Annotated in this window: 11 protein-coding genes; 3 read left to right on the top strand and 8 right to left on the bottom strand. The window is 70.4% G+C overall.

All coding sequences use genetic code 11. The features are described 5' to 3' along the window. Positions 1-327 precede the first annotated feature (327 nt). Both AADR41_RS27495 and AADR41_RS27500 read right to left on the bottom strand, forming a co-directional pair. Positions 328-1,137: an aminoglycoside N(3)-acetyltransferase gene (locus tag AADR41_RS27495; protein ID WP_342284092.1), complete on the bottom strand. Its 810-nt coding sequence runs from the start codon at positions 1,135-1,137 to the stop codon at positions 328-330. 118 nt (positions 1,138-1,255) lie between these two features. Beyond that, on the bottom strand, positions 1,256-1,771 hold the full coding sequence (locus tag AADR41_RS27500) for a CGNR zinc finger domain-containing protein (protein WP_342284093.1): 516 nt from the start codon (positions 1,769-1,771) through the stop codon (positions 1,256-1,258). 26 nt (positions 1,772-1,797) lie between these two features. On the opposite strand from AADR41_RS27500, the gene AADR41_RS27505 reads away from it, so the two are divergent. Together AADR41_RS27505 and AADR41_RS27510 are read left to right on the top strand one after the other, a co-directional pair. Continuing rightward, on the top strand, positions 1,798-2,307 hold the full coding sequence (locus AADR41_RS27505; protein ID WP_342284094.1) for a GNAT family N-acetyltransferase: 510 nt from the start codon (positions 1,798-1,800) through the stop codon (positions 2,305-2,307). Then, positions 2,304-3,659: an MFS transporter gene (locus AADR41_RS27510; protein ID WP_342284095.1), complete on the top strand. Its 1,356-nt coding sequence runs from the start codon at positions 2,304-2,306 to the stop codon at positions 3,657-3,659. Before AADR41_RS27505 ends, AADR41_RS27510 begins: the two co-directional genes overlap by 4 nt. Here the strand turns inward: AADR41_RS27510 and AADR41_RS27515 are convergent. Beyond that, the gene (locus AADR41_RS27515; protein ID WP_342284096.1) at positions 3,592-4,185 is read right to left on the bottom strand and encodes a GNAT family N-acetyltransferase; all 594 of its coding nucleotides are present in this window, start codon (positions 4,183-4,185) and stop codon (positions 3,592-3,594) included. The two genes, AADR41_RS27510 and AADR41_RS27515, sit on opposite strands and share 68 nt — an antisense overlap. A gap of 150 nt (positions 4,186-4,335) precedes the next feature. On the opposite strand from AADR41_RS27515, the gene AADR41_RS27520 reads away from it, so the two are divergent. Further along, positions 4,336-4,773, top strand: a complete 438-nt coding sequence (locus AADR41_RS27520) for a GNAT family N-acetyltransferase (RefSeq protein ID WP_342284097.1) — start codon at positions 4,336-4,338, stop codon at positions 4,771-4,773. Positions 4,774-4,911: 138 nt separating this feature from the next. Here AADR41_RS27520 and AADR41_RS27525 read toward each other — a convergent pair whose 3' ends face one another. From AADR41_RS27525 to AADR41_RS27545, 5 genes are read right to left on the bottom strand one after another with little or no spacing between them, the layout of a single operon-like run. Continuing rightward, a complete protein-coding gene (locus AADR41_RS27525; RefSeq protein ID WP_342284098.1) occupies positions 4,912-7,716 on the bottom strand; it encodes a hypothetical protein in 2,805 nt (934 codons plus the stop codon). Further along, entirely contained in the window at positions 7,713-8,825 is a 1,113-nt protein-coding gene (locus tag AADR41_RS27530; RefSeq protein ID WP_124721926.1) for an ATP-binding protein, read from the bottom strand. Before AADR41_RS27530 ends, AADR41_RS27525 begins: the two co-directional genes overlap by 4 nt. A 12-nt stretch (positions 8,826-8,837) precedes the next feature. Continuing rightward, positions 8,838-10,412: a VWA domain-containing protein gene (locus tag AADR41_RS27535; RefSeq protein ID WP_342284099.1), complete on the bottom strand. Its 1,575-nt coding sequence runs from the start codon at positions 10,410-10,412 to the stop codon at positions 8,838-8,840. Then, the gene (locus tag AADR41_RS27540) at positions 10,409-11,827 is read right to left on the bottom strand and encodes a hypothetical protein (protein ID WP_342284100.1); all 1,419 of its coding nucleotides are present in this window, start codon (positions 11,825-11,827) and stop codon (positions 10,409-10,411) included. The genes AADR41_RS27535 and AADR41_RS27540 overlap by 4 nt, the downstream gene beginning before the upstream one ends. Next, positions 11,797-12,300, bottom strand: coding sequence for a hypothetical protein (locus AADR41_RS27545; protein WP_342284101.1), 504 nt, complete (start codon positions 12,298-12,300; stop codon positions 11,797-11,799). Before AADR41_RS27545 ends, AADR41_RS27540 begins: the two co-directional genes overlap by 31 nt. Between the last annotated feature and the right edge of the window lie 748 nt (positions 12,301-13,048).

Genomic DNA, 13,048 nt, shown 5'->3' on the forward strand with positions numbered 1-13,048 from the left:
GCCCGCCGCTGCCGATGCCCCACGGATCGCCCCTCGCTCCACGTGGACGGCTCCGCCACGTGGTCCGCCGTGAGTTCCGCGATCGCTCGCCTCCCGTACCAGGGGCTCGGCCCCGTCTCCGTGACCGACCGTCGTACGGGGTTCGCCCGTCGGTGACCGACGTCCTGGCGATCGGCAGGCCGAGTTCGTGATCCAACCGTGTACCCCGGACCGCTCCACCGCACCTCAGCACTCCGGCCCCCACGCCCGATCCCACACCGGCGGGGCCGGCGAGGGGCCCGGCCGGGCTGTCGGCCGGCGCGAGAGCCCGGGCCGGGCAGGATCCGGTCACCTCGCGGATGGGCGCGGACGGTGCTCGGACAGCCAGCCCTCCGCGTACGCGACGGCGGCGGGCAGGTCGAACAGTCTGGCCCGCGCACCGCCCACCGCGCCGTGCACCACTCGGTGTTCCTCCTCGAAGGCCGCTCCCAGTTCGTCGAAGCGTTCCGAGCAGATCGAGGTGTCACGCACGGTTGCCCACACACGGCCCTGCGGAGTCATGACGGCGAAGGAATTGTCCGCCCGCGGCGAGGGAACACGGTACTCGGCCAGATGGAACGCGGTGCAGGTTTCGAAGCCCACCCCCAGGAGAAGGACCCGCGCCCCGCCCTCCTCCAGCCGGGCGAGCGGGCTCTGCTCGCCGAGCCGGCAGTCGAGCGCGTGACCGTTCATGAGCGCGGCGGCGCGTGGGCCGACGGCCGCGAAGGACGTCTGCGGATGACAACTGCGCACCGCACCGGGCCAGTTACGCACGGTTTCCGGGACGACACCGACGCCGAGGGTGGGGGTGGTCCGCGCGTCGAAGGCAGGCGTGGAGGCGCGGATGTCCGCCCACCATGCCTCGGGCACGGGCGGGTTCACCCAGTTCGCGGGATCCGAGTTGTCGGCGGAGTGCGTCGGTACCACCAGAGTCCCCGTGTCACCGAGGGCGTCGAGCAGCGCCTTGACGACGACGACGGGACCGCCGCAGACCCAGCCGAGCGAACTGAGCGAGGAGTGCACAAGGAGGGTCTCACCGGCGCGCAGGCCCATTGCTCGGAGGTCGGAGGCGAGCGAGTCACGGGTGCACATGGGGCCGGGCGAAGATCTGATGGACATGACCGGTCAGTGTCGGGGCACCGAGCCGCCCGGGCCACCGATTTTTCGGCACCGGTCGCGCTTCGGGTCCGGCCACACGGCAGAGGCTGTCGAAGCGTGCCGGAGCAGCCGCTTTCGGTCACCGCAGGGCACGGTGTCGACGTACCGCGTCGCGGTTGGCACACCGCTGGGAGCAGTAGCGCCTGCGTCCGGTACGGGAGGTGTCGGCGAAGATCACGGCGCATTCGGTCACGGCGCACCGCCCGAGCCGCCGCATGCCCCGTCCCACCAGGTGCAGCGCGGTGCCGACGGAGATCAGCGAGAACAGCAGGGGGCCGAGCGGCTGCCGGTCGTCGCGGTAGTGCAGGTGCCAGCCGTCGTCGGCGTGGTCGGTCAGCCTCGGGTGGGTGGCGGCCGCTGCCAGCATCCGGTTGAGCAACTCGGCCCGCTCACGCTCGTCTTCGGCATCGACGACCTTCTCCCACGCGTCCAGTACGTCATGGGTGCGGTCGACGTCCTGTGCCGTGACGGGGTGTTCGAGGACCAGGCCGGCCGCGTGGCAGCGGTCGGCGAGTTCCCCGGCGTCCGCCGGGCGCCGGTTGGCCAGATCCGCGGCCAGGTTCACGACATCCTCGCCGTAAGGGTTGAGGTGCATAAGACCATTACACCAGTCTGGTGGTCATGAGACCACGCACTGAGAGCGGAGCCACCGTACGGCAGGCGACGGAGGACGACATCGCGGAACTCGTGCGCCTGCGGGCGATGTTGTTCGAGGATCTCGGCGGCGACTTCTTCGCCCCGGCATCGGGAGGCGACGACTGGCTGGATGCCCTGACCACCGTGCTCAAGGAGCAGCTGACCACGTGCGCCGACAGCGGCTCCGGCACCGTGCGCATCCTCGTCGTGGACGGTGGGAACGGCCTGGCCGCCTGCGGCATCGGCACGATCGAACAACGGCTGCCCGGTCCGCACCTGCGCAACGGCCGGATCGGACAGGTGATCGGCGTGGTCACCGACCCGAGGTCCCGGCGACGTGGTCACAGCCGCAGGATCATGCAGGGACTGCTCGGCTGGTTCCGGGAGAGCGATGTCGCCCGAGTCGATCTCTACGCCTCCACCGAGGGCGAACCGCTGTATCGCGATCTCGGTTTCACCGACCACCCCGACCCGTCGCTGTACTGGCGCCCGTGATCGCCCGGCGCGGACTCTCCGCCGCTCCCCACGCCCACTCCTTCCGCTGGGTCGTCCTCGGCATCGCGACCTTCACCCAGGCAGCGTCCGGCTTCTTCGTGCAGGGCATCGGCGCGATGGGCATCCATCTTCAGAACCAGCTGCACTTGAGCACTGCCCAGTTGGGCCTTCTGATCTCGGCAGCCCAGTTGGCTCCGCTGGCCGGCCTGCTGGTGGCCGGGGAGTTGCTGGACCGCTACGACGAGCGCTGGGTCGTCGGAGCGGGCGCCTGCGCGGTCGCGGTGAGCCTGTGCGCGGGCAGCCTCGCGCCGGGCTACGGGGCTCTGCTCTGCGTCCTGCTGGTCGTAGGCGCGGGATACAGCACGGTTCAGCCCGGCGGGAGCAAGTCGGTCGCGTCCTGGTTCGACGCCTCCCAGCGGGGTTTCGCGATGGGCATCCGCCAGGCCGGTCTGCCGCTGGGCGCCGCGCTCGCCTCTGCGGTGCTCCCCCACCTCGCGATCACCCTGGGCTGGCGATCGACACTTCTGGCCGGTGGCTTCGTGGCGCTGCTGGGATCCGCCGTCTTCATGGGCTTCTACCGCCGGCCGCCCGCCGAGACCGTGGAGACCAGTCACGTCGTCGCACGGGACAGCACGCCGCGCGCCCCGCTCAGGTACCGACTCGGCATCCGGCTGCGAATGCTCCGCGAACCGTCGATGGCGAAGATCATGCTGTCCGGGACGACCCTGGTCTCGGTGCAGACCGGCGTGGGCATCCTGACGGTGCTGCACCTCCATGAAGCGGCTTCCGTCGGCGCCGGCACAGCGGCTCTCGTCCTGGTGGTGGCCCAGGGAGCGGGCGTCGTGGGCCGGATCGGCCTCGCCGCGTGGAGTGACCGCAGCAGGTCCGGGCGGTACGGCGCCGTCATGATCTGCATGGTCGCCGTAGTCGTCGGCATGACGGTGCTGATGACACCGCTGGGGCGGTCACCCGAGATTGCCTGCTGCGTGCTCGTCTGGCTCGGGTTCTTCGGCTTCGGCTGGTACGGCCCGTGGGTCGCCCACGTGGCCGAATCCGCCCCACCGGGCAGAACCGGCTTCGCCCTCGGGCTGGCCATGTCGGCCAACCAGATCGCCATCGTCACGGTGCCACCCGCACTCGGCCTGCTCAAGGACCTCACCCACAGCTTCGTCCCGGCCTGGGCACTCCTCACCACGATGACCGCTGCCGCCCTGATCGTCCCGGCCGGGGCAGAACGCAGGCGTCGCCAGTCGTGTTCCTCGCCTCGGACGGGCTTCGCCCGGTTCACGTCGCGTTCGACGCGGGATCCAGAGGACGTCCCGAGCGTTCGCCGGCCGGGTGCAGCTGGGTGAACTCGTGGGTGATCAGGCCCATCAGGACGAGGTCGTGGTGCCGTCCGGCCATGAACACATGATCGCGAAGGCGGCCCTCCTCGACGAATCCGAGCCGGCGGTGGAGTGCCAGCGAGGCCTCGTTGTGCGCGAAGATCCGTACCTGGCACTTGTGGAACCGCCGCTCGGCGAACATGTGGCGCAGCAACAGCAGTACGGCTTCCGCCGCGTACCCGTTGCGCCGGAATTCGGCCCCGATCGTGATGCCGTACTCGAACCAGCCCGAACGCGCATCGGCGTGGAACGTGCCCAGGGAGCCGACGACCTTCCCCGTGTCGGCGGCTTCGATCGCCAGCTGGAAACAGTCCCCATCAGTACTGGCAACAGCCTGCTCCTTCGCCCGGGCACGATGGCTCTCGGCAGAACGAGGCGGGTTCAGCAGGTCTCCCAACCGTTCCTCGTCCTCGGCGAAGCGCATGAGCGCGGCCCAGTCGTCTGGCTCGATCCCCCGCAGACGTATCCGCTTCCCCACCCAGAACGAAGTCATCCCCCATCGAATCACGCACCGGCGTTCGCCGTCCAGGACTGTCATCACCCCTCACAACACCACTCTGACCAGGTACTTCGCGACGCAGACGGTGGCCTGGGCGGCCGTTCCCGCACCGCGTTCGCGGGACTTGTCGGTAGGGTCACGTTCATGAGCGTCGAGGTGCAGGTCGTCCGCGAGGCGACCGGTGAAGTGGTGGAAGCGATCGCCCGGCTGCTGCCCCAGCTTTCGAGCACGGCCGGTGCGCCCGACGGGGAGTCCGTGACCGGATTGCTGCGCAGTGACGCCAACACCCTGTTGCTGGCCAGGGTCGACGGCCGAGCGGTCGGCATGCTGACTCTGATCGTGTGTCCGTTGCCGTCGGGTCTGCGCGGCCGTATCGAGGACGTTGTGGTCGACGAGGCGGCGCGGGGCCACGGAGTGGGAGCGGCACTGACCGAGGAGGCGCTTCGGCTGGCCGACGCGGCTGGGGTACGGACGGTCGATCTCACCTCTCGTCCGTCCCGCCGGGCAGCGAATCGACTGTACGAACGCCTGGGATTCCAGGCCCGTGACTCCACCGTCTACCGGTTTGCCGTACGACCGTAGGCGCGCGGCGCACGGCGGGACCGGTGCGGCCGGTGCCGGTCCCGCCGGTCGGCGGGGCCGGCACCAGACTCGTCGCCCTCGACGGATCCGCCGCGTGTGTACATGCGCTTGCGTGCTCGTGTGTTCACACCGAAGCGGTCATGCCCCGGACAGCAGCACCTCCAGGGCGACGGCCGTCTCCGGATGGCGGCCCGGCAGTGCCGCGCCTGCCGGGCGGCCGGGCTCCGCCGTCTCCCACGTACCCTCGCAGCCCAGCAGGGCCGCCACCGCGTCGCATGTCGCGGGGTGCGCGGCGAGGAGTGTGCAGCCGTGGGAGCCTTCCGCGCTGTGTGCAGAAGGCGTGGCTTCGGAGTCCGGCCGGGAGCGCCACGGCGGCACCCATGCGTCCAGTGCCGCGAGCCGGCCGGGGAAGGTCCGTCCGGCCTCACGGATCAGCAGGGGTGCCAGCTCCGAGCCGCCGGACCGCAAGGTGGTGATCAGCGTCGGCAGCCATGGCAGGAGCACCGGGTCCGGCAGCCGTGCGAACGCGTTCGAGACTGCCTCCACCACGAAGTCCGTGAGGCCCGGGACGGGTTCCAGGGCGTGTACGAAGCCGCTGAGATAGCGCGGGTAGGCGGGTACCACCAGGGGGTTGCCGAGCAGCTCGTCGCACTTGGCTCGCAGGTCTGCCCGGGAGAGGTGGCCGAGCTGTACCTGCGCCGCCCACAGCAGGGCCGTCTTCGACGGTTCCTCGGGATGTGACTGGGCCACCGCCAGTTCCAGCTGGGTCCGGTCGCAGCCCAGTGACAGTGCCAGGCTCTCCATGCTGAACAGGAAGCCCAGCATGGCCGCCACCTGGCGGACGGTGGCGTCGTCGTCGGTGAAGGCGGTGGGCAGCAGAGTGCAGTAGTGGGCGTATCCGGTCTTGGCGAAGGACTCGATCCATGACGGCAGCACCGGCTCGCTGGTGCGGTAGTAGGCCAGCAGCCGGCGCACCCGGCGCAGTACCTCCGGCGCACCGTCGACGCCGCGCTCGGCCGACAGCACCTCCAGGGCGTGGGTGCCCAGCTCGTCGGCGAGGCGGCGGCTGCGCAGGTACAGCGTGGCGTCCTCGACGGCTTCCAGGACGGTCGCGGTGGTGGCGCGCCGGTCGTATGCCGTGCGGCGCAAGCGCTGTTCCAGCACCTGTTCGATGCTGACGCCCTCGTAGCCGAGCTCGATGAGCGCACGCTGGTAGGTGCCCAGAGCGAGGTCCCACGATTCCTGGATGGACCGCTCCCCCAGTTTCCGCTCTCCCATGATGGGGCGGGCGGCGCCCGGCGGCATCAGGTGGCGAAGCATCCACAACACGTCGGAGCACCGCTCCAGTTCGGGCCGCGAGGCGATGTCCAGCAGTGCTCGTTGTACGCCGCTCTGCTGGAGCTTCAGGCCCAGGGGCGCGAGCCGGTCGTGGACGTCACGGGCCAGCGGCGGCAGCGCCTCGTAGCCGACCTGGCCGACCCGGTCGCCGCCCATCATGATCTCCACGAGGCGCCGCACGTCGCGCCGGCCCGGCACGGTGTCCTTCTCGATGCAGGTGACCGCCGCGTCCTGGAAGTCGTACGGCGTGGGCCTGGCCCGGTCACGCATTCCGGCCAGCAGGATCGACGTCTCGAACACCGCGATGGCGTCGGCCGTGGAGGCGAGGTAGCCGTTTCGGCGGGCGGCGCGCACGATCTCCACCGACCAGCCGAGCAGTTCCGCTTCGTCGAGCCGGTCCAGGGCGGGTGGCCGCTGCAGGAATCCGGTCAGCCTGTCCGAGGGCGGGAGCTCCGGGGCGGGCCCCATCGGGGCTGCGGCCTTCTTGGCCCTCGACTTCTTCGTGCCCGCCTGCCCCACCAGGCGGAAGGGCTCCACGCGGGTGCGTCGGACGTTCTTCGCCCACACCGTCGCGGCGATGGACACCGATCCTGCCGCGAGGCCGAATTGTGCCTCGATCGCCGCGTGACTGGACGGGATCAGGCCGTGCTGCCACGTGGTGGCGCTGGGCGGGCTGATCTCGAAGGTGTCCGTGCCGTGGACACCGAACTCGGCGACGCGGCTGGCCGCGTGGAAGGCGCCGCAGACATAGAGGCAGTCCGCGGGATCGGTGCCGGTCGCGGCCAGGTGTTCGCGCATCCTGGTCCACATGTGGCGTTCGCGGTCCTCGTCCACACGGACCCGGTGGGCGTCGCCCGGCGCGAGTCGCCGGAAGAGGCTGCCGATCAGGAGCATGACCTGGCGGTAGGTGTCGTGGTCGCTGTCGCCGAGCGGCAGCTCGACGTACTGGTGCCACCACTCCGACCAGTGCCGCACCTTGCCGTGGTGCAGCAGGTGTTCCTCCAGTTCGGCGAAGCGCGGTCGCAGGTCTCCGATCTCCACACCGACCGCGTCGCCGTGCAGGGCGGCCTCCTCCTCGGCGGGAGGTGCGTCCGGGTCGGCCGGCCCGGCGGACTCCGTCGCGCGCGCGTCCCACTGGAAGACGTGGTCCGAGGAGCGGTCGACGAGGACCAGTTCCACGCCCGGGGTGTCCAGGGCGTAGGCGATCGCCTGGTATTCGGCGGAGGCCTCGGTGATCGGTGCGACCACCGAGAGCGGCGACCACTCGGCCGGGAAGCCGTCGACCTCGGTCGCGAAGGACTGGACCGCCACCGGAAGCTTGCAGTTGCGCAGCTCTGTCAGCAGGGGCGCCATGTCCTCGCACAGTTCGAGGTAGACCACCTTGGGCTGCTTCTCCCGCAGGCGACGGGCCATCGCGATCGCCGAGGCGGGTGAGTGATGACAGACGGGGAAGATTTCCAGCGGCTCGCGGACCGCGTGGTCGACGTCGTCGACAATGCCGAGGAGGATGCCCTCAAGGGCATCGGGGCCGTCGGCGAACGTCGCGGCGGCCTCCTGAAGCTGACCACGCAGTCCTTCGAAGGTCCCCTCGTGGGTGCTGGTCATGACAGGGTGGCGATCGCGTCGCGGCCGCCCTCCAGGAACTCCGGCCAGGAGCCGCCCTCTTCCTTGCTGCGCGGCTCGACGACACCGTGCAGGTACTTGTTGAGGATGGCCAGGTCCTCGGGCTCCCGCCGGGCCAGTGACCCGACGAGCGAGGAGGCCAGCGTGCGGGCCGTGAGGGCGCGGTCCCCGAAGAAGTTGCTGTGCAGCACCGCGTCCTCCAGTACTCCGATCTGTTCCGCGGTGGACAGCGCGGACTCCAGCTTCTCGTCGTCGCTGCCGGCCGCGGCCGCCGAGGCGCGCAGGTCGGCGAAGCTCTGCAGCAGCACGTCGAGCAGCGTCGGCGGCACTTCCAGTTCGATCTGGTGGCGGCGCAGCAGTTCCTCGGTGCGGAAGCGGACGATCTCCACCTCGCTCTTCTTGTTCGTGACCACGGGGATGCGGACGAAGTTGAAGCGGCGCTTGAGCGCCGAGGACAGGTCGTTGACGCCTCGGTCGCGACTGTTCGCGGTGGCGATGACCGAGAAGCCGGGCTTGGCGAAGACGATGCTGTCGCTGTCCAGTTCGGGTACCGAGATGTACTTCTCGGACAGGATCGAGATCAGCGCGTCCTGCACGTCGCTGGTGGAGCGGGTGAGCTCCTCGAAACGGCCGATCGCGCCGGATTCCATGGCGGTCATGATCGGCGAGGGGATCATCGACTCCCGGGACTGGCCCTTGGCGATGACCATCGACACGTTCCAGGAGTACTTGATGTGGTCCTCGGTGGTGCCGGCCGTACCCTGCACCACCAGTGTGGAATTGCGGCAGATCGCGGCGGACAGCAGCTCGGCCAGCCAGCTCTTGCCCGTGCCGGGGTCGCCTATGAGCAGCAGGCCGCGGTCGGAGGCCAGGGTGACGATGGAACGCTCGACGAAACTGCGGTCGCCGTACCACTTCTGCGAGATCTCCCGGTCCAGGCCGTCGGAGCGCTCGGAGCCCAGGATGAACAGCCGGACCATCTTCGGGGACAACCGCCAGGAGAAGGGCTTGGGGTTGTCGTCGATGGACTCCAGCCACTCCAGTTCCTCGGCGTACTTGATCTCGGCGGGGGCGCGCAACAGGTCTGACATGACGGGGCCTTTCTAAGCGAGGAACGTCTTGAGCTCGTTGACGAGCTTGCGGATGTGGCCGGAGAGCACCGGCGTACCGAGGTCTTTGAAGCGCCCACGGAACCACGGGTTGACACTGCCGCGGCCGGAGCTGGTGACCGACCCGACCGGGATGAACTTGGCTCCCGATCGGTGAATGGCGACCATGCTCTCGAACAGCGGCTCGTGCCGCCATTCGTAGAAGTCGGAGATCCATACCACGACGGTGTTGCGGGGCTCCGCGATCTTCGGCTGGGCCAGGGCCATGGCCACCGTGCCGTCGGTGCCGCCGCCGAGGTTGGTGCGCAGCAGGGTCTCGAAGGGATCGTGCACCCATGGTGTGAGGTCGAGGGCCTGGGTGTCGTAGGCGATCAGGTGGACGTCGACCTTCGGCAGCCCGGCGAAGATGGACGCCAGGATGGTGCAGTTGACCATGGAGTCGACCATCGAGCCCGACTGGTCCACGACGACGATCAGCCGCTGGGGTGTCGTCTTGCGGGCCGTGTGCCGGTAGTAGAGGCGGTCTACGTAGAGCCGTTCCTCCTCCGGGCTCCAGTTGGTGAGGTTCTTCCAGATCGTCCGGTCGAGATCGAGGTTCCGGAACACCCGCTTGGGCGGGACGGATCGGTCCAGGGGGCCCACCGTGGCCTTCTCCACCTGGGTGCGCAGCACTTCGGCGACCTCGTCGACGAAGCGGCGGATCAGGTCCTTGGCATTGGCCAGGGCTGTGCCCGAGAGGTTGTTCTTGTCCCTGAGCAGTTGCTCGATCAGCGACATGCTCGGGGTGAGCTGCGAGGCGAGCTTCGGGTCGGCGAGCACCTCGCGCAGGTGCATCCGCTTGACCAGGTCGGCCTCGATGGCGCCGAGTTCCGGGCCTATCGTGGGGATCAGCCGGCTGAGGTCGGGGGTCGTGCGCCTGCCGCCGGTGCCGGTCGGGCCGGCGCCTCGGCCGGCGGCCCCTCCCCCGGCACGACCGCCGCGCAGCTCGCCGGGCTGGCAGCCGAGTGCGCGCTCCAGCCAGCCCGCGTCGGACTGCCAGCCCGCCAGCTGTCCGGCGGTGACCGTGCCCGAGCCGGAGGCGAAGACGTTGAGCAGCACCTTCGACACCAGGGCCGCCCGCCGCACTTCGGCGGCCCGGTCGCGTGCCTCGGCGGTCCCGGATCCGAGATCGGAGTCAGGGCCGGAAGCGGGGTCGGAGTCGGAGACAGGGGCGGGTCCGGGTTCGGAGGCGGGTGCCATCACGCCGTCGAACTCCGTGGCCAGCTCCGGGTGGCGCTGCACGATCGAGTCGACGGATGCCTGTGGGTCCAGCAGCGCGGAGGGCAGGCCGATGTCCTCGACGACCGCGAGGCTCGCGGATTCCAGCGTGCCCTGTTCCTCGGAGTCGAAGAGCCGGGCCAGCAGCCGCCAGTACAGGACCTGACGGCGGTTGTCCTGAGGATCCGCCTCCGGAATCCGCGGGACGTCAGAGGCCTGCGCGGTCTGGAGTGTCTGCTGGGCACGAGCAGCTTCGTCGCCCTGGAGCGGCCCGTTCCCGGCAGTCCGCTCCGTCGTGTTGTGATCCGTCATTTCCGCAGCAGCCTCCCCGCACGCTCCCGCAGCACGGCCACGGCATCGGTGGCGGCCTTCTCGGCCTTGACGCCGGCCTTGTCGGTGGTACCCCCGGCCCATCCCCCGGCATGGACCGCGACGGCCTTCTTCCTTACGGTCGTCTCGACGGCCAGGGGCTGCACGTGATACGCCCCGGCGTCCCAGCGGAGCAGTCCGATGCACGCGCCGGATGCCGCCACGGCCTCGGGGGTGAGCGGTCCGGCGGTCGGAATGCGGTCGGTGTCGACGGCGAGGGGGCCACCGGGGAGTGTGAACGTGAGTGTGCCGTCGTCCTTCTGGACCGCGTAGCCCTCCAGGAACACGGGGACGGCGATACGCGCCGGGTGCCGGTCCAGGGGTGCTGTCGCCGCGTCGGTGGCGGCGGGGAGGGCTACGCGGGCGGTGGCGAAGGCGTCGGCGGGCTCGCCCCGGCCGGCGCGCTCGTCGCTCCAGATCAGGTCGCCCTCCGCGGTGACCGGCATGTCGGTGAGCTCCATCGATCGCCCCTCACTGACGGCGGTCAGCAAAGACATGTGCGGGCGGAGCAGCTGCCAGAGACCTGCTCCGACGACCGTGTCGGGCTTCGGGACCGCGATCCCGGCGCGCACCAGGCGGGGCGCGGTGCCGTCGGCGGGCTCGAACACCGCGTGGACCTGGACCTGTACGGCGGTCGCGTGCTCATGGACGTCGACGCCGAGGGGCAGGAGGCGGCCGGTGGCCGTACCGGTCGTCGGAGCGCCTGCCGCGCCGGGCACCGTGAGCAGCAGAGCACGTGACCACAGATCGGCCCAGCGGCGTGCCGGAATCCTTTCCATGGAAACACCCGGGCAGGACGCGGCGAGTTCGGCGGCGAAGCCGTCGAGGAGCGTCGCCAGTCGGCGCAGCCCGGGATCGGGAAGCATCGCGGAGACGACCGGCGCCGCGCCGGAGACCAGGTCGTGATCGATGCCCTGCCATCCGGAGCGGGCCAGGTCGGAGAGCCAGGAGCGGGCGGCGGTGAGCAGGTTCGCCACCTGCTGCCCGGCGGGTTCGGGAGCGGCCGCCTCGCCGCGGGGTCGGCCGGTCGCCTCTTCGATGCGGGTCATCAGCGCGTCGTGGACGGAGCCGAGGAGCGCGGTGCGGGCGGCGGCGAGTGCGACGAGGTGGTCTTCGTTCGCGGCTCCGCCCGCCGCCTTCTCGGCCGCCTCGGCGACCCTCACTGCCAGCGGCGTCCCCGCGACGGCATGGGCGAGTCCGGTCAGACCGGCGCTCTGGGCGGGTTGGGGCCTGAGCAGGCCCGCGACCAGCGCCCGGTCGAAGCCGTCGACGGCCGCCAGTGCCTCGTCGAGCCCGGTGATGTCCTCCGCGAACAGGTCGGCACGCATCACGCCACCGCCCTGGTCGGCGGGAACCACTGCATCTCCGGCAGCGGTGCCGTGGTCGGGGTGAGTTCCAGGTAGGCGAGATGGCGCAGGAACCGGCTGAAGACGGGCGCGGCGGCCTTGGTGTCCCCCTGCGGTGGACGTGCGGCGCCCATGCCGTCGGTGATGGTCCGCGCGCTCGGCTCCCCGTCCGACGGCTCGACTCTCAGGTAGCGTGCGACACGCTCGGCGCCGTACTGCAGCACCGCCTCGTTGATCAGGGCCCGGATGTGATTGCAGAACGATCCCCGCGCGCCGCCGCAGGGACGGTTGTTGTTGGTGCTGCACGCGAATGTGTAGGTGGCCGCGGCGACCGACGACACGTAGACGCGCCCGATGTCCGAGCCGCTGGACACCACACCCTGCAGGCGTCCGTCGGCCAGTTCGACGAACGGCACCTTGGCCAGCTTGCGCGGCCGCGCGGGCGCTGTCACCCGTGCCGTGCTCGACCTCTCCCAGTCTGACAACGCACCACTCCTATGTGCACCAGGGCGACTTGCTCGCCACAACGGCAGAACACGACCGAACATACCTACGGGCACTGACAATGCCCGGTCGCGGCCGCGGAACCGCCTCGCCCGCCGCCCTCGGCCGGACATGGGTGTGCCCTGCCGCGCGGCCGCGACCGTCGAAGTGCGGTCACGGCCACGTGGCAGGGCATCAACGTTTCAGCACCGGACGTGAAGCGTCGTCCGTATGCGGCAGGAGCCGGCGAACAGCTTGGGTGGGCGCCCCGCCAGGCGGGTGTCAGACAGAGCGCGCGGGGCCTGGGGAGGTCATGGCCTCACTGCCCGGGGACAGGGGGTGGAACGGGATGGCGACGAGATCGTACTGAGGGCACGGCGTCGTGAAGCACTGCTTCGGCGACGGCACACAGAACTGCCGGGCGGGCGCCGTGACGGCAGCACACGGACCCGCCTGTGAAGGAAGGGAGCTCGACTGCGGCGCGGCGGAGCTCGTCCGTGGTGCGACGGAGCCTTCTCCGGCGAGCGCCGGGCTCGCGAGGGTGAGGGGCAGGGCGGTGAGAGCGACCGCCGTGGCGGTACGCAGCAGGTTCTGAATCACAAGCAGCAGAGTTAGCCGCAGCTCGACGCGCCGTCGCAGCGAGGGAGGGGTCAATCACCCGTACGGGTCGCGAGGTTCACCCCTGGAACACATTTCCCATTGCCGACAAGGGCGCGGACCGCTGCTCTTCCGACCGCCCCGCCCCCAGCC

The sequence above is a fragment of the Streptomyces sp. CLV115 genome, assembly GCF_038448545.1.
In the GTDB taxonomy this organism is placed as follows: Bacteria; Actinomycetota; Actinomycetes; order Streptomycetales; family Streptomycetaceae; genus Streptomyces; species Streptomyces sanglieri.